This window comes from Kitasatospora sp. NPDC002965, from assembly GCF_040611255.1.
Classification (GTDB): Bacteria; Actinomycetota; Actinomycetes; order Streptomycetales; family Streptomycetaceae; genus Kitasatospora.
Genome location: NZ_JBEXNT010000057.1, coordinates 1 through 16,414 on the forward strand (window position 1 = coordinate 1; position 16,414 = coordinate 16,414).

Here is a 16,414-nt window from a genome sequence, read left to right on the forward strand (position 1 = left end):
CGGTTACATTCCGAACCCGGAAGCTAAGCCTCACAGCGCCGATGGTACTGCAGGGGGGACCCTGTGGGAGAGTAGGACGCCGCCGAACAATCATTGTGAAGAACCCCCGTCCGGGATACGGACGGGGGTTCTTTGCGTTTCCGGGGTAATTCCGTGCCGGTCCCGATCGGGACAGGCGGCCCGGGATCTACAGCGCGAGCTTGAAGCCGAGGTGCGAAGCCACGAAGCCGAGCCTCTCGTAGAAGCGGTGCGCGTCGGTGCGGGTGGCGTCCGACGTGAGCTGGACGAGCTCGGCGCCGAGTTCACGGGAGCGGTCGATCGCCCAGTGGATCAGCTCGGTGCCGAGGCCCGAGCCGCGTTCGTCGGCGTGGATGCGGACGGCCTCGACGATGGTGCGGGTCGAGCCCTTCCGGGAGAGACCGGGGACGACGGTCAACTGGAGGGTGCCGACGGTCCGGCCGGCGCGTTCGGCGACCACGAGGAGCTGGTGCGGGTCGGCGTCGATGCGGGCGAACGCGGCTCGGTACGGGGTGAGGTCGTCGGGGCTCTCGCGGGTGGCGCCCAGGGGGTCGTCGGCGAGCATCGCGACGATCGCGGCCAGGTCGTCGGCGGTCGCGCGGCGGATCGTCAGGTCGGTCGAGAGGTCGGTCGAGAGGGCGTTCATGATCACAGCCTAGGCGGCGCCCTGGAGGGCTCGTCCGCCCGGCCGTCACCCTGACGGCGCGCCTTCACCCCGCAGGCCCGTGAGTGGCCCGGGGAAGGCCCTCCGACGCCCTCGCAGGCGCCCCGTGCGACCGACCCCGGGCCGTCCGGTCCGTGGGGCGGCCCTGGTGACCGGCCGTCACCCGCCGGGCGGCACGCTGGTGATGACGGCGAGTGCGGCGCCGTGGGGGTCGGTGAGCCGGCCGAGCCGGCCGACGCCGTGCACGTCCGTGGCGGGTGTCCGGACGGTCGCGCCGAGCCGTTCGGCGGTGGCGAGGCAGGCGTCGACGTCGGGGACCTCGACGTAGGGGAGCCAGTGCGAGGAGGTGCCGGCGGCGGTCTGGCGGGGGTCGAGCTGGACGATGCCGCCGTGGGCGTCGTCGAGGCCGCCGTCCGGCGGGGTGAGGACGGTGTAGAGGGTCTCGCCGATCGGGACGTCCCGCTCGTGCCAGGCGAAGACCGTCCGGTAGAAGGTCTTGGCGGCCTCGGCGTCGACGCTGTGGCACTCCGTCCAGCAGAGGCTGCCGGGCTCGGTGACGGTGTCCAGGCCGTGGACGTCGTGCGGCTGCCAGACGGCGAAGTCGGCGCCGGCGGGGTCCGTGTAGCCGGCCGTCCGGCCGCTGGTGAAGACGTCGAACGGGGGGAAGCGGATGCGGCCGCCGGCGGCCGCGACGAGGTCGGTGGTGCGGTCCGCGTCGAGGGTGCGGAAGTAGATCGTCCAGGTGGGGCGCGTGAGGGAGTCGGTGAACGGGCCGAGGGCGGCGACCGTCCGGCCGGCCAGCCGGAAGAGGCCGTAGTCGGCGGCCGGGCCCGCAGAGGCGAAGGTCCAGCCGAACAGGGCGGTGTAGAAGGCCGCCGAGGCGGGCGTGTCCGGGCTGGTCAGGTCGAGCCAGCTGGGGGAACCGGGACGGAAGGCGGTGGTGAGCACGGCGCACTGCTCCTCGGAACGCGGGCCCCCTCCGTGCCCCCAGCCTGGCACCCCGGTCCGGAGTGTCGCACCCGGGCGGTACGGTGCGTAGCGGAAGTGGACCCGGACGGTGAAGGGGAGCTCGGTGGCCAGGCAGACGCAGACCGGCACCGGAGAGGCGGCGGTGCCGCGCCAGCTCGCCCAGGTCGAGGGCGTGCTGGAGCGGGTCACGTACGCCAACGAGGACACCGGCTACACCGTGGCGCGGGTCGACACCGGCCGCGGGGCGAACGATCTGCTGACGGTGGTGGGCGCGCTGCTGGGCGCCCAGCCGGGTGAGTCGCTGCGGCTGCACGGACGCTGGGGGTCGCACCCGCAGTACGGGCGGCAGTTCGTGGTGGAGAACTACACGACGGTGCTGCCCGCCACGGTGCAGGGGATCCAGCGGTATCTGGGTTCGGGGCTGATCAAGGGGATCGGGCCGCGGTTCGCCGAGCGGATCGTGGAGCGGTTCGGGGTGGACACCCTGGACGTGATCGAGCACGAGCCGGGCCGCCTGATCGAGGTGCCGGGGCTCGGGCCGAAGCGGACGAAGAAGATCGCGGCCGCCTGGGAGGAGCAGAAGTCCATCAAGGAGGTGATGGTCTTCCTGCAAGGGGTCGGCGTCTCGACCTCGCTGGCCGTGCGGATCTACAAGCAGTACGGGGACGGCTCGATCGGGGTGGTGAAGAACGAGCCGTACCGGCTGGCGTCGGACGTCTGGGGCATCGGCTTCCTCACCGCGGACCGGATCGCCCAGGCGGTGGGGATCCCGCACGACAGCCCGGAGCGGGTGAAGGCGGGGCTGCAGTACGCCCTGTCGCAGAGCAGCGACCAGGGGCACTGCTACCTGCCGGAGGAACGGCTGATCGCGGACGGGGTGAAGCTGCTCCAGGTCGACGTCGGGCTGGTGATCGACTGCCTGGCGGAACTGGTGGCCGCCGAGGGGGTGGTGCGCGAGCAGGTGCCGGGCGAGGGGGGCGAGCCGATCACGGCGGTCTACCTGGTGCCGTTCCACCGGGCGGAGATCTCGCTGGCCAACCAGCTGCTGCGGCTACTGCGGTCGGACACGGACCGGATGCCGTGGTTCGGTTCGGTGGACTGGCCGGCGGCGCTCGGCTGGCTGGCACAGCGGACGGGGGTCGAACTGGCGCCCGAGCAGGAGCAGTCGGTGCGGCTGGCGCTGACCGAGAAGGTCGCGGTGCTGACGGGCGGTCCGGGCTGCGGCAAGTCGTTCACGGTGAAGTCGATCGTGACGCTGGCGCTGGCGAAGCGGGCCAAGGTGGTCCTGGCGGCGCCGACGGGCCGGGCGGCGAAGCGGCTGGCGGAGCTGACCGGGGTGGAGGCGTCGACGGTGCACCGGCTGCTGGAGCTGAGGCCGGGCGGGGACGCCGCGTACGACCGGGACCGCCCGCTGGACGCCGACCTGGTGGTGGTGGACGAGGCGTCGATGCTGGACCTGATCCTGGCGAACAAGCTGGTCAAGGCGGTGGCGCCGGGGGCGCACCTGCTCTTCGTGGGGGACGTCGACCAGCTGCCCTCGGTGGGGGCCGGCGAGGTGCTGCGGGACCTGCTGGCGGAGGGCGGCCCGATCCCCTCGGTGCGGCTGACCAGGATCTTCCGGCAGGCGCAGCAGTCGGGGGTGGTGACCAACGCGCACCGGATCAACGAGGGCCTGCCGCCGCTGACCGAGGGCCTGCCCGACTTCTTCCTGTTCGCGGAGGACGACGCCGAGCTGGCGGCGGGTCTGACGGTGGACGTGGTGGCGCGGCGGATCCCGCAGCGGTTCGGTTACGACGCCCGGCGGGACGTCCAGGTGCTGGCGCCGATGCACCGGGGTCCGGCGGGGGCGGGGAACCTCAACACGCTGCTCCAGGCGGCGGTGACGCCGGCCCGGGAGGGGCTGGCGGAGCGGCGGTTCGGCGGTCGGACGTTCCGGGTGGGGGACAAGGTCACGCAGATCCGCAACAACTACGACAAGGGGCGGAACGGGGTCTTCAACGGCACAGTGGGAGTGGTGACCTCGCTCAGCGTGGACGACCAGCGGTTGACGGTCCTCACCGACGAGGACGAGGAGGTGCCGTACGACTTCGACGAGTTGGACGAGCTCGCGCACGCGTACGCGGTGACGATCCACCGGTCGCAGGGGAGCGAGTACCCGGTGGTGGTGATTCCGGTCACCACGTCCGCCTGGACGATGCTCCAGCGGAATCTGCTCTACACCGCCGTGACCAGGGCACGGAAACTCGTTGTGCTGGTCGGGTCACGGAAGGCGATCGGACAGGCCGTCCGCAGTGTCAGTGCAGGTAGGAGGCATGCGGCGCTGGACCACAGGCTTGCGGCTGGATGATTCTCCAAGGGATGGTTGCCTCTATTGTTCTCTTGACGTGAAGAGATTTACGGCAGAGCCTGGGGTGGTGCCGATCTTGTCCGGTTCGTACCGGCGGCGGCGGCAGGTTTTGTAGGGGCGGGCCCTTTCGGGCCACCCCGGGTGCGCGGCTGTCCTCCGGATGGGGGATGGTAGAGGCAGTCAGGGCACCTTGGAAGAGGATTCATTTCGTCGGTGAGGAAGACGTGAGCGACAACTCGGTAGTACTGCGGTACCAGGACGGCGAGTACGAGTACCCCGTCGTCGAGAGCACTGCGGGCAACGCCGGCTTCGACATCTCGAAGCTGCTCCCGCAGACCGGCCTGGTCACCCTGGACAACGGTTTCGGCAACACCGCCGCCTACAAGTCCGCGATCACCTTCGTGGACGGCGACAACGGTATCCTGCGGTACCGCGGTTACCCGATCGAGCAGCTCGCCGCCAAGGGCGACTTCATCGAGACCGCCTACCTGCTGATCAACGGCGAGCTGCCGAACGCCGACCAGCTGGCGGAGTTCAACCGCGAGATCACCCAGCACACCCTGCTGCACGAGGACGTCAAGCGCTTCTTCCAGGGCTTCCCGCGGGACGCCCACCCGATGGCGATGCTGTCCTCGGTGGTGGGCGCGCTGTCCACCTTCTACCAGGACAGCCACAACCCGTTCGACGCGGCCCAGCGCCACCTGTCGACGGTCCGCCTGCTGGCGAAGCTGCCGACCATCGCGGCCTACGCGTACAAGAAGTCGGTCGGCCAGCCGTTCGTCTACCCGCGCAACGACCTGAGCTACGTCGAGAACTTCCTGCGGATGATGTTCGCCGTCCCCGCCGAGGACTACGAGCTCAACCCGGTCATCGTCAACGCGCTGGACAAGCTGCTGATCCTGCACGCGGACCACGAGCAGAACTGCTCGACCTCCACCGTCCGCCTGGTGGGCTCCAGCCACGCGAACCAGTTCGCGTCCATCTCGGCCGGCATCTCGGCGCTCTGGGGCCCGCTGCACGGTGGCGCCAACCAGGCCGTGCTGGAGATGCTGGAGAGCATCCAGCAGGACGGCGGCGACGTCGACGCCTTCATCACGAAGGTCAAGAACCGCGAGGCCGGCGTCAAGCTGATGGGCTTCGGCCACCGGGTGTACAAGGCCTTCGACCCGCGCGCCGCGCAGGTCAAGCTGCTCGCCCACGAGGTGCTCGGCCAGCTCGGCAAGTCCGACGAGCTGCTCGACATCGCGCTCAAGCTGGAGGAGCACGCGCTCAAGGACGACTTCTTCGTCTCGCGCAAGCTCTACCCGAACGTGGACTTCTACACCGGCCTGATCTACCGCGCGATGGGCTTCCCGACCAGCATGTTCACCGTGCTGTTCGCGCTGGGCCGGCTGCCGGGCTGGATCGCCCACTGGCACGAGATGATCAACGACCCGACCAGCCGGATCGGCCGTCCGCGCCAGATCTACACCGGCGTGGAGATCCGCGACTACGTCGAGCTCGACGCCCGCTGACGCACGTCCCGACGCCGATGCGCACGCCCTGACACCGGTGCCACGAGGGCCCGGCCGCTTTCCGCGGCCGGGCCCTCGTGCGTGCCCCCGCGGCGCGCCGGAGCGGGCGCGGGGGCGTCGAACGTACAGCGCACGACTCCGGGGCGGTTCGTCGTCAGGGACGGCCGCTCAAAGCGTCCCTGGCCCCGTCACACCCCGGCGTCGTGCGCGAAGGCCGCCGAAGTCGGCGACCGACCCGGGGCCCGCCGGAGCCCCGTCGGCGGCAGCGGTGGCCGCGCGGTGACGTGATGCCGTTCGCCACGTCTCCGCCCACCGGAAAAACTGCCGCACTACCAACCTAAGACGTATCAGGGTGTGAGAAGTTACGCCCGGGGGGTGTGAGCTGCCTCTCGCCACGCTCCGTGTGCGCGTGGTGCCCGGCCCATACCACACGTTTCGGCGGAGGTGACGTCACCCTCCCCGCAGTCACGGCAACCTAGCGTGATAGGAATCGTGGCATTCCGGTACGGACCGCCCCGCACCTCGCAGCGTGGCGGCGGAGCTGGGGAGGGAGTGCGCAGATGACCAGGAACGTCGTTGTCACCGGCGGTGGCACGGGAATCGGGTACGAGGTGGCGCGGCGGTTCGCCGAGGCCGGCGAACAGGTCGTGATCGTCGGTCGCCGGCGTGCGGTGCTGGAGCAGGCCGCCGCCGCCCTCGGGCCGAACGTCACCCCGCTGGTCTGCGACCTCGCCGACCCGGACGCCGTCGAGGCCGCGCTCGCCGAACTGCCGGAGCGCGTCGACGTGCTGGTGAACAACGCCGGCAGCCGGGAGACCGTGATCGGGGCCGGTCCGCACGCCCTGCTGGCCCGCTGGCGCGGCGACTTCGAGCGCAACGTGCTGACCGTGGTGCTGCTCACCGAGTCGATCCGGGACCGGCTCACGCCGGGTTCCGGCCGGGTGGTCACCATCAGTTCGATCGCGGCCCTGCGCGGCGCCGGCTCGTACGGGGCGGCCAAGGCCTCGCTGCACGCCTGGAACAACTTCCTGGCCGCCCAGATCGGCACCTCGGGCATCACCGCCAACATCGTCGCCCCGGGGACGGTCGCGGGCACCGAGTTCTTCGGCCCGCGGCTGGACGACGCGGAGGTCTCGCGGCGGGCGGCCCGGACGCTGCTCGGGCGGATCGGGGAGACCGGCGAGGTCGCGGCGGCGGTCCACTTCCTGGCCTCGGAGGAGGCCGGGTTCATCACCGGCGAGATCCTGCACTGCAACGGCGGCGAGTTGCTCGGCCGCTGAGCGCGGGCGCGCCGCCGGGCGCGGGTGAGCTGCTCGGCCGTTCGCGGCCGGGGGCCCGCACCGCCTCGTGGTGCGGGCCCCCGGCGTCGGCGGGTCGGCCGGTGCTCAGGCCGCCTCGAAGCGGCGCAGCCGGAGGCTGTTGGTGACCACGAAGACCGAGGAGAAGGCCATCGTGGCGCCGGCGATCATCGGGTTGAGCAGGCCGGCGGCGGCCAGCGGGATCGCGGCCACGTTGTAGCCGAAGGCCCAGAACAGGTTGCCCTTGATGGTGGCCAGGGTCCGGCGGGAGAGCCGGATCGCGTCGGCGGCCGAGCGCAGGTCGCCGCGGACCAGGGTGAGGTCGCTCGCCTCGATGGCGGCGTCGGTGCCGGTGCCCATGGCGAGGCCGAGGTCGGCCTGGGCGAGCGCGGCGGCGTCGTTGACCCCGTCGCCGACCATGGCGACGACCCGTCCCTCGGCCTGGAGGCCCCGTACGGTGGCCACCTTGTCCTCGGGCAGGACCTCGGCGATCACGTCCTCGGCGGCGATGCCGACCTCGGCGGCGACGGCCTCCGCGACGGCCCGGTTGTCCCCGGTGAGCAGGACGGGCCGCAGACCGAGCGCCCGCAGGTGCGCGACGGCCTCGGCGCTGGTCGGCCGCACCGCGTCGGCGACCTCCAGGACGGCCCGGGCCGCGCCGTCCCAGCCGACCGCGACGGTGGTCCGGCCGGCCGCTTCGGCGGCGCGTTTGGCCTCGGCGAGCGCCGCGGGCAGGGGGAGGGCGCGCTCGACCAGCAGCGCCTCCCGGCCGGCCACCACCGTGTGGCCCTCGACGACGCCCTGCACGCCGAGTCCGGGCAGCGACCGGAAGTCCTCGACGGCGGGCAGCGGGCCCACCTTCTCGGCGGCGGCCGCGGCGACGGCCGCCGCGACGGGGTGCTCGGAGGCGTGCTCCAGCGCACCGGCCAGCCGCAGGACCTCGGTCTCGGTGACGCCCTCCGCGGTGCGGACGGCGAGCAGGGTCATGCTGCCGGTGGTGACGGTGCCGGTCTTGTCGAGGACGACGGTGTCCACCTTGCGGGTGGTCTCCAGCACCTCCGGGCCCTTGATCAGGATGCCGAGCTGGGCGCCGCGTCCGGTGCCGACCATCAGCGCGGTCGGGGTGGCCAGGCCGAGGGCGCACGGGCAGGCGATGATCAGCACGGCGACCGCGGCGGTGAACGCCTCGGTCGGGCTGTCGGCGGCCAGGAGCCGGCCGACCAGGGTGCCCAGCGCGATCAGGATGACCACGGGGACGAAGACGGCGGAGATCCGGTCGGCGAGGCGCTGGGCGGCGGCCTTGCCGTTCTGCGCGTCCTCGACCAGCCGGGCCATCCGGGCGAGCCGGGTGTCGGCGCCGACCCGGGTGGCCTCGATCACCAGCCGGCCGCCCGCGTTGACGGTGGCGCCGGTGACGGCGTCGCCCACCGCGACCTCGACCGGAACCGACTCGCCGGTCAGCATCGAGGCGTCCACGGCGGAGGCGCCCTCGACCACCACCCCGTCGGTGGCGATCTTCTCGCCGGGGCGGACCACGAACCGCATGCCGACGGCGAGCTGCGTCACCGGCAGGCGGACCTCGCGGCCCGACTGGAGGACGGTCACGTCCTTGGCGCCGAGGTCCAGCAGCGCGTGCAGGGCGGCTCCGGCGCGGCGCTTGGAGCGGGCCTCCAGGTAGCGGCCGAACAGGATCAGCACGGTGACGGCGGCGGCCGTCTCCAGGTAGAGCATGGAGGAGGCGTCGGCGTCGCCGACCGAGAACGAGAACTCGTGCCGCATCCCGGCCATGCCCGCGTCGCCCCAGAACAGGGCCCAGAACGACCAGCCGAAGGCGGCCAGGGTGCCGAGCGAGACCAGGGTGTCCATGCTCGCCGCGCCGTGCTTGAGGTTCGTCCAGGCGGCGCGGTGGAACGGCAGTCCGCCGTACACCACCACCGGGCCGGTGAGGGCGAACGCCAGCCACTGCCAGTTGGTGAACTGGAGCGACGGGATCATCGACAGCATGGCCACCGGCACGGTGAGCACGGCGCTGATCAGCAGCCGGTCGAGCAGTGGATCGGCCGGGGGCGGTGCGCCCGCCGCGGACGCCCCGGTCCCGGTGGTCGGGGTGGCGGGGGCGGCCACCGGCGGCGGGGGGAGCTCGGCGGTGTAGCCCGTGTTCTCGACGGTGGCGATGAGGTCGGCCACGGTCACTCCGGGCGCGTAGTCGACCCGCGCCTTCTCGGTGGCGTAGTTGACGGTGGCCTCGACGCCGTCCATCCGGTTGAGCTTCTTCTCGATCCGGGCCGCGCAGGCGGCGCAGGTCATGCCGCCGATCGACAGTTCGACGCGCTCCCGGACGTCTGCCGGGCCGTCCTGGCCGGCTATGGCGGTGGCCGCGTCCGGGGAGGTGGAGCCCGAGGTGGAGGTGCTCATGTGCTGATCAGCTCCTTGGGGAGGGGCGCGGCGGGGGAGCGGGGGTCGCCCGGCCCCGCCGCGCGGCGGGGGCTCAGACGGACCGGCCGACCAGTTCGTAGCCGGCCTCGTCGACGGCGGCGCGTACCAGCTCGTCGTCCAGCGGGGAGGCCGCGGAGACGGTGACCGTGCCGGCCTTGGCGTCGGCGGACACGTCGGTCACGCCGGCCAGGGTCGAGAGCTCCTTGCTGACCGAATTCTCACAGTGGCCGCAGCTCATGCCGGTCACGGAGTAGGTGATGGTGCTGGACATTCGGGGCCTCCGAAAGGTTCGCTACGGCCGCGAGCGTACGCCCGGGTCCTGCTTCTGATGACACCATACCCACAGGGGGTATTCCGTAGGGATACGGATAATGTGGTGTGGATCGCATTCGGGATCTTCCCGGAGTGCGGTCCGAGAGCAGAGCGTAGGCGTCCGGGCACGCTGTGCCCGAATCCGCGCCGTGACGTGGGCGGATTCGAGCGCCGTGGGCCCGGGTGTTCGAACCGTGGCGTCGTCGGGGCGTCGCCGGCGTGCGCGGCCGTGGCCGGCCCGTCGGGTCAGCCCCTGGTCGGGGCGGCCGGGTACTGGGCGGGGATCGGGTTGGGTCGCTCGCTGCGGACCAGCAGCCGCAGCCAGAGCAGCCCGCCGAGCGAGACCGCGACCAGGCCGGCGGTGTCGTAGAGGGTGTAGAGGTGGGCCTGCTCGCCGGTCGGGGCGGGGATGTAGCCGAGGTCGAACAGGGCGCGCTGCCAGTCGGCTGCGGTGGTCTTCGCGACCAGCCAGACCGCGATGCCGCTCATCGAGTCCCAGAGCGCGTGCAGCAGTGCGACGCCCAGGTAGGTGAGCGCGACGGGGGTGGTGAAGCGGAAGCGCCCGGCGCGCCGCTCGCGGAAGAGCACCCCGCCGAGGATCGCGGTCCAGAGGATGTGGCCGACGGGCGCCAGGACGCCGCGCAGGATCTCCGTCTCCACCAGGTTCCTGAGGGAGAGTCCCTGGATGCTGAGCACCGCGTTGAACGCGTAGCCGGCGCTCTCGAAGGCGGCGAAGCCGGCGCCGACGGTGGCGCCCAGGACCAGGCCGTAGCGCAGGCCGCTGACCCGCAGCCGTCGGCTGACCATGATCAGGGCGCCGAGTTTGACCGCCTCCTCGATCAGGCCGACGCCGACGTACATCCAGACCGACGGGGAGAGCAGGTACGTCTCCAGGACGGAGGCGCCGAGCACGCCGATGACGCCGCCGATCCCGAAGCAGGCGAAGATCCGGTCGGCGCCGAGGTCGGCGGCGTACCGCTCGTACGCCCAGACCGTCACGGTGGCGGGGACGAGGAAGCTGCCGAGCAGGACGACGGTCGGCACCAGGTTGCTGTTGCCCGTGAGGAAGGTGACGGCGACGGTGGCGATCCAGAGCAGCGCTCCGACCAGGAAGATCCTGGGCCACTGGGCGGGGCGGGCCGCCGGGCGGGCGGGGGGTGCGGAGATGCGGGGGGTGTGGCGGTATCCGGACACCGGTGGAGGCCTCCCTTGCGTGAGCCGCTTTCGTCGCACTGTATGACAAATCGGACTCTTTGGTACGTTTTGGACGAGTGGGATGAGTGCGGTCGGGCTAGCCGGGGCCCGCCGGGCCGGGGTGCGCAGGTGGGGTTGTTGATCGTCCGTTATGTTCGATATGTGTCTCCGTACCGCCGAGCCCAGTCGCCCTCCGTCCCGACGGGCAGCGGGCTGTCCTGGGCCCGACGACGCGGCGTCCTGCTGGCGGTCGACCTCCAGGACATCCCGTTCTGGCGCCGCGCCTCGCCCGCGCTGATCGCGATCCTGCTGGTCGGGCTCACCGACCTGATCTCCGGCCGGGACCGCTACCTCGCCCCGCTGATGACGGTCGTGCCCAGCATCGCCGCCCTCACCCTGCGCCCGCTCGAACTGCTCGCCGTCTGCCTCCTCGGTCTGCTCGCCGTCTTCGGCCTCAGCCACTACGACGAGGTCGACACCCTCAACGACGCCCGCTTCCTCTGGGGCGCGATGATCAGCTACCTGCTCCTCACCCTCTTCTCCGCCCTGGTCGCCAAGATCCGCATGAACCGGGCGGCGGCGTTCGCGGCCGTCAGCTCCGTCGCCGAAGCCGCCCAGCGGGCGCTGCTCCGGCTGCCCGGCCCGGTCGTCGGACCGCTGCACCTCGCCGTCCGGTACGTCTCCGCCGCCGACGCCTCGGGGATCGGCGGTGATCTGTACTCGGTGCTGGAGACCCCGCACGGGACCCGGGTCGCCGTGGGCGACGTCCGGGGCAAGGGACTCGGGGCGGTGCAGACCGCCGCCGTCGTGCTCGGCGCCTTCCGCGAGGCCGCGTACGACGAGACCGGGCTGCGCGGCGTGGCGGCCCGGGTCGAGGCGAGCGTCGACCGGCACGTGCCGGACGGTGAGTTCACCACCGCGCTGTTCGCCGAGTTCCGCACGCCCGGGGTGGTGGAACTGCTCCAGTACGGTCACGTCCCGCCGATCCGGGTGGACGCGGACGGCGGGGCGCACGTCCTGGACGCGCCCGACCCGTGGGTGCCCCTCGGCCTCGGCCGGCTCGCCACCGGTGAGCCCGCCAGCTGGGGGCAGCCGTTCGGCACCGAGGACGTGCTGGTGCTCTGCAGCGACGGCGTGATCGAGGCCAGGCATCGCCGCAACGGCGAGTTCTACCCGCTGGCGGAGCGGGTCGGCCCGCTGGTCCGGGGCGCGGCCCGCTCCTCGGCGGAGCTGGAGGCGGCGGTCGGCCGGGTCTACGCCGACCTGCTGGAGCACACCGGCGGGGAGCTGCGGGACGACGCGCTGCTGCTCCTGATCACCCGGACGGACGGCGGGTAGGCCGGTCCTGCCGTCCGCCGTCCGCCGTCCGCCGTCCGCCGGCCGCCTGCCGCCTGCCGTCCGCCGCCCGTCGTTCGTCGCCGGCCGTCCTAGCCGGCGCGCGAGGCAGCCTCGGCCAGTGCCCGGAAGACCAGCGCGGTGGAAGTGGCGCCCGGGTCCTGGTGGCCGACGCTGCGCGGGCCCAGGTAGGAGGCGCGACCCTTGCGGGCCTGGAACGGCACGGTGCCCAGGGCTCCCCGCTCCGCCCCCTCGGCCGCCGCCGCGGCGGCCTCCGGCAGACCGGCGCCGCCGGCCACCGCGTCCCGGTAGGCGGCCAGCGCGGGCGTCCAGGCGTCGACGATGGTCTTGTCGCCGGGCTCGGCCTTGCCGAGGTCCCGCACCGCGCGCAGGCCGGCGGCCAGGGCCTCACCGAGCGCCGCCGCGTCGACCGGGCCTCCGCCGGGCCCGGGCAGCGCGGCCCCGACCGCCCGGAACGCCTTGCCGTACAACGGGCCGGAGGCGCCGCCGACCTTGGAGATCAGCGTGGTGCCGGTCCTGGTCAGCACCGCGCCGGGCCCGGCCGGCTCCAGGCCGTCCAGCGCGGGCAGCACGGCGGCGAAGCCACGCTGCAGATTGCTGCCGTGGTCGCCGTCACCGATCGCGGAGTCGAGCTCGGTGAGCCGACCCTGCTCCTCCTCGACCGAGGCCGCGATCGCGCGGATCCACGCCTCGGCGAGCGGGGTGTCGAATTCCATGCCGGTCATTCCTCCTCATTCCTTCCCCGGTGCCGCAGGTCAGGCGCGCTTCAGGGCCGGGGTGTCCACCGGGGCGTCCCACAGATCCAGCAGTTCCTCGTCGGCCTTGGTCAGGGTGACCGAGAATCCCGCCATGTCCAGGCTGGTCACGTAGTTGCCGACCAGGCTGCGCGCCACGGTGATGCCGTGCTCGGCCAGCCTGGCGACCACCTCGCCGAAGACGATGTACAGCTCCAGCAGCGGCGTCCCGCCCAGGCCGTTGACCAGGGCGATCACCTCGTCCCCGGCGGTCAGGTGGCGGTCGGCGAGGATCGTCTCCACCACCTCGGCGGCCAGCTCGCGGGCCGGGCGGAGCTTCTCCCGGCGGCGGCCCGGCTCGCCGTGGATGCCCACGCCGACCTCGATCTCGTCCTCCGGCAGGTCGAAACCGGGCTTGCCCGCCGCCGGGACGGTCGCCGCGGTCAGCGCGATCGCGAACGAGCGGGAGGCCGCGTTCACCCGGCCGCCCAGGGAGGCCACCTCGTCCAGCGTGGCACCGCGCTCGGCCAGCGCGCCGGCGATCTTCTCGACCAGCACCGTCGCGCCGGTGCCGCGGCGGCCGGCCGTCCAGGTCGAGTCCTCGACCGCGACGTCGTCGTCGACCAGCACGGTGCGGACCTCCAGGCCCTCCTCGGCGGCCAGCTCGGCGGCGAGCTCGAAGTTCATCACGTCGCCGGTGTAGTTCTTCACCACGAGGACCACGCCCGCGCCGGAGTCCACCGCCCGGGCGGCGGCCAGCACCTGGTCGGGGACGGGGGAGGTGAAGATCTCGCCCGGGCAGGCCGCGTCCAGCATGCCGGGGCCGACGAAACCGCCGTGCAGGGGTTCGTGGCCGGAGCCGCCGCCGGAGACCAGGGCGACCTTGGACGTGCCCGGCCGCGCGGCGCGGGTGATCACCCGGTTGGCCGCGTCCACCGTCAACTCCGGGTGCGCGGCCGCGAATCCGGCCAGCGCGTCCTCCAGGACGGTCTCCGCGGCGTTGATGAGCTTCTTCACGGTGTTGCGCTCCCCTCGGTAGACGGTGCTGACCCGACGCTACGCCAGACGGGTGGTGCGGGCACGGATTCCGACACGCGGGAACGGCCGGTCCGGCTCACCCGGGTGGAGCAGCGCCGTAGGGTCGGGCCATGAGCGACTACGTGGGCATCGTCCTGGTCTCGCACAGCGCGCGGCTGGCCGCCGGGCTGAAGGAACTGCTGGGGGAACTCGCCTCGGACGCGGTGCGGGTGGTGGTGGCGGCCGGCACCGAGACGGGCGGGCTCGGCACCAGCTACGACCTGATCGCCCGGGCCGTCGCCGAGGCGGACGCCGGGGCCGGTGTGGTGGTGCTGCCCGACCTCGGGAGCTCGGTGCTGACCGCCGTGACCGTGCTGGAGGACGACCCGCGACCCGGTGTCGTCCTGGTCGACGCGCCGTTCGTGGAGGGCGCGGTCTCCGCCGCGGTGACCGCCTCGACCGGCGCCGCGCTGTCCGAGGTCGTCGCGGCGGCCGAGGAGGCCCGCGGCTTCCACAAGCTCTGACGCCCGCCCCGGGCCCGGTCGCCCGGGTCGCCCTGCCCGCCCCGGGCTACTTCGCGTCGGCGTAGCACTCGACCACCGCGGTGGTGAGCGGGAACCGCACCGGCGTCTCCCCGAAGACCAGCCGCCGTGCCTCCTCCGCGGCCTCGCCGACGGCGGCGGCCACCTCGTCGGCCAGGTTGGCCGGGGTGTGCACCACCACCTCGTCGTGTTGGAAGAAGACCAGGTGCGGCCGGTCGCCCGGACCGGCGACCGGCAGGGCGTGGAGACGGCGGCGCAGCGCGGCCAGCAGGGCGAGGGCCCAGTCCGCGGCGCTGGCCTGGATGACGAAGTTGCGGGTGAACCGGCCCCGGGCGCGGGCCGAGCGCCCGCCGGCGTCGCCCGCCGTCTCGGGTGCCTCGGTCAGGTCGAGGAAGTCCGCCGAGGGCGGCGGGCAGGGCCGGCCCAGCCGGGAGGCGACCACGCCGCCGTCCTCGCCGGTGCGGGCGGCCGCCTCGACGTAGCCCATCGCGGCCGGGTAGCGGTGGTGCAGCGTGGTGAGCAGCGGGCCGATGTCGCCGCTGGTCTGGCCGTACATGGCGCCGAGCAGGCCCAGCTTGGCCTTTTCGCGGTCGCCCTGGAAGGCGTTGGCGGCGAGCGCCTCGTACAGGTCGCCGCCGGCCGCGGTGCGGGCCAGCCCGGCGTCCCGGGAGAGGGCGGCCAGGACGCGCGGCTCCAGCTGTGCGGCGTCGGCGACGACCAGCAGCCAGCCCGGGTCGGCGACCACGGCGCGGCGCAGGATGCGCGGGATCTGCAGCGCGCCGCCGCCCCGGCTCGCCCAGCGGCCGGAGACCACCCCGCCGACCACGTACTCGGGGCGGAACCGGCCGCCGCGCGCCCAGGCGTCCTGCCAGGCCCAGCCGTGCGCGGCGTGGATCCGGGAGAGCTCCTTGTAGCGGACCAGCAGGCTCGCGGCGGGGTGGTCCACGGCCTTCAGTTCCCAGGACCGGGTGGAGCCGAGCTGGATGCCGGCGTCGGCGAAGGCACGCAGCACCTGGCTGTGCGAGTCGGGGTTGAACGGGCGGCCGCCGAGTGCCTGCTGCAGTTCGGCGGCCAGCTCGGCGAGGAGTCTCGGCCGGCTGCCGGGCACGGCGGGGCGGGGGCCGAGCAGTTCGGTGAGCAGCCGGTCGTGGACGTCGGCGCGCCAGGGCAGACCGTCGTGCGCCATCTCGGCGGCGACCAGGGCGCCGGCCGACTCCGCGGCGATCAGCAGGCGGAACCGGGCCCGTGCGACCGGATCGGCGATCGCGGCGAGCCGGCGCTGCTGCTCGGCGTGCACGGCGACCACGGCGGCCAGCGGGTCGGCGCCGGGCGGCAGTTGCAGCCGGTCCGGGGCGAACAGGGTGTCCTGGCCGTCGCCGGCCTCGGCGGAGCCGGGCTCGGGCAGGTCGGCGGGGACGGGCCGGCCGAGGAGCCGGGCCCAGGCGGCGCCGAGCGAGCGCGGCGCGCCGAACCGGCCCTCGTGGGCCAGCAGCAGGGCCTCGACCAGCCGCAGGTCGTGGCAGCGGGCGAGCCGGTCGGGCAGCTGTGGGAGCAGCGGCGCGTAGCCGGAGTCGGTGGCGGCCCAGACCCAGCGCGGGTGGTCGGCGGCCTCCCGTGCGGCGACGGCGGCGGCGAGGTCGGGCGCGGGGACGGGCGGGCCGAGCGGGGTACCCGCGTCGTCGAGCGGCTGGAGCCGGCCGCCGCGGCCGTGCGGGTCGGGGACGAGGGCGATCCGGGGTGTCACGGGGGGCTCCTTTCGTCGGGACGGGTGCCGTACGAGGGGCGTACGGCGGGCGGAACTCGACGGTAGCGGGTGGGTGTGACAACCGGAGCGAGGCGGTCCGGGGCCGGTTCCCGGGCGTGGCCCCCGGGTGGTCCGCGGCCGGCCGCGGGATCGTCCGGGGTGCCCCGGAGGAGGAGGGGAGCGGCGGTCCGGGAGGTGCTGGCGCGGGGTGGCGCCGGGGGTCCGGGCGCACGGCGGGAGCGGTGCGCCCGGCGGGCGGGCGGGGACGT

General features: G+C 73.5%; 13 protein-coding genes and 1 rRNA gene. 6 read left to right on the forward strand and 8 right to left on the reverse strand.

The window, feature by feature from the left end:
* A 5S ribosomal RNA gene (gene rrf / locus ABZY91_RS22005) occupies nucleotides 1-88 on the forward strand; the annotation flags it as partial.
* Nucleotides 89-187: 99 nt separating this feature from the next.
* On the opposite strand, the gene ABZY91_RS22010 is transcribed toward rrf, so the two are convergent.
* Together ABZY91_RS22010 and ABZY91_RS22015 are read right to left on the reverse strand one after the other, a co-directional pair.
* Nucleotides 188-664 carry a GNAT family N-acetyltransferase gene (locus ABZY91_RS22010; protein ID WP_329947943.1) on the reverse strand — a complete coding sequence of 159 codons (477 nt, stop codon included), beginning with the start codon at nucleotides 662-664 and terminating at the stop codon, nucleotides 188-190.
* A 177-nt stretch (nucleotides 665-841) separates the two neighbouring features.
* On the reverse strand, nucleotides 842-1,630 hold the full coding sequence (locus tag ABZY91_RS22015; RefSeq protein WP_355404632.1) for a VOC family protein: 789 nt from the start codon (nucleotides 1,628-1,630) through the stop codon (nucleotides 842-844).
* Nucleotides 1,631-1,754: 124 nt separating this feature from the next.
* On the opposite strand from ABZY91_RS22015, the gene ABZY91_RS22020 reads away from it, so the two are divergent.
* The 3 genes from ABZY91_RS22020 (at nucleotide 1,755) to ABZY91_RS22030 (ending at nucleotide 6,792) form a co-directional block, all read left to right on the forward strand.
* A complete protein-coding gene (locus ABZY91_RS22020) occupies nucleotides 1,755-3,998 on the forward strand; it encodes an ATP-dependent RecD-like DNA helicase (RefSeq protein ID WP_355404634.1) in 2,244 nt (747 codons plus the stop codon).
* Between the two features lie 224 nt (nucleotides 3,999-4,222).
* Nucleotides 4,223-5,512 (forward strand): citrate synthase, encoded by a 1,290-nt coding sequence (locus ABZY91_RS22025; protein ID WP_329874384.1) that lies wholly within the window; start codon nucleotides 4,223-4,225, stop codon nucleotides 5,510-5,512.
* A 560-nt stretch (nucleotides 5,513-6,072) separates the two neighbouring features.
* On the forward strand, nucleotides 6,073-6,792 hold the full coding sequence (locus ABZY91_RS22030; protein WP_329874386.1) for an SDR family oxidoreductase: 720 nt from the start codon (nucleotides 6,073-6,075) through the stop codon (nucleotides 6,790-6,792).
* A 105-nt stretch (nucleotides 6,793-6,897) separates the two neighbouring features.
* Here the strand turns inward: ABZY91_RS22030 and ABZY91_RS22035 are convergent, their stop codons facing one another.
* From ABZY91_RS22035 to ABZY91_RS22045, 3 genes are all read right to left on the reverse strand, one after another.
* A complete protein-coding gene (locus ABZY91_RS22035; RefSeq protein ID WP_355404637.1) occupies nucleotides 6,898-9,225 on the reverse strand; it encodes a heavy metal translocating P-type ATPase in 2,328 nt (775 codons plus the stop codon).
* Between the two features lie 73 nt (nucleotides 9,226-9,298).
* Nucleotides 9,299-9,517, reverse strand: coding sequence for a heavy-metal-associated domain-containing protein (locus tag ABZY91_RS22040; protein WP_329881953.1), 219 nt, complete (start codon nucleotides 9,515-9,517; stop codon nucleotides 9,299-9,301).
* A 287-nt stretch (nucleotides 9,518-9,804) separates the two neighbouring features.
* Nucleotides 9,805-10,752, reverse strand: a complete 948-nt coding sequence (locus ABZY91_RS22045; protein WP_355404639.1) for a PrsW family glutamic-type intramembrane protease — start codon at nucleotides 10,750-10,752, stop codon at nucleotides 9,805-9,807.
* A gap of 162 nt (nucleotides 10,753-10,914) precedes the next feature.
* On the opposite strand from ABZY91_RS22045, the gene ABZY91_RS22050 reads away from it, so the two are divergent.
* Nucleotides 10,915-12,090, forward strand: coding sequence for a PP2C family protein-serine/threonine phosphatase (locus tag ABZY91_RS22050; protein WP_329881955.1), 1,176 nt, complete (start codon nucleotides 10,915-10,917; stop codon nucleotides 12,088-12,090).
* A gap of 89 nt (nucleotides 12,091-12,179) precedes the next feature.
* Here ABZY91_RS22050 and dhaL read toward each other — a convergent pair whose 3' ends face one another.
* Nucleotides 12,180-12,833, reverse strand: a complete 654-nt coding sequence (gene dhaL / locus ABZY91_RS22055) for a dihydroxyacetone kinase subunit DhaL (protein ID WP_355404641.1) — start codon at nucleotides 12,831-12,833, stop codon at nucleotides 12,180-12,182.
* A 30-nt stretch (nucleotides 12,834-12,863) separates the two neighbouring features.
* A complete protein-coding gene (dhaK, locus tag ABZY91_RS22060; protein WP_355404643.1) occupies nucleotides 12,864-13,859 on the reverse strand; it encodes a dihydroxyacetone kinase subunit DhaK in 996 nt (331 codons plus the stop codon).
* Nucleotides 13,860-13,990: 131 nt separating this feature from the next.
* Between dhaK and dhaM the strand changes: the two genes are divergently transcribed.
* Nucleotides 13,991-14,383, forward strand: coding sequence for a dihydroxyacetone kinase phosphoryl donor subunit DhaM (dhaM, locus tag ABZY91_RS22065; RefSeq protein ID WP_355404645.1), 393 nt, complete (start codon nucleotides 13,991-13,993; stop codon nucleotides 14,381-14,383).
* A 46-nt stretch (nucleotides 14,384-14,429) separates the two neighbouring features.
* Here the strand turns inward: dhaM and ABZY91_RS22070 are convergent, their stop codons facing one another.
* Complete coding sequence (locus tag ABZY91_RS22070) at nucleotides 14,430-16,145, reverse strand: bifunctional 3'-5' exonuclease/DNA polymerase (protein ID WP_355404647.1); 1,716 nt, start codon at nucleotides 16,143-16,145, stop codon at nucleotides 14,430-14,432.
* Nucleotides 16,146-16,414: the final 269 nt, after the last annotated feature.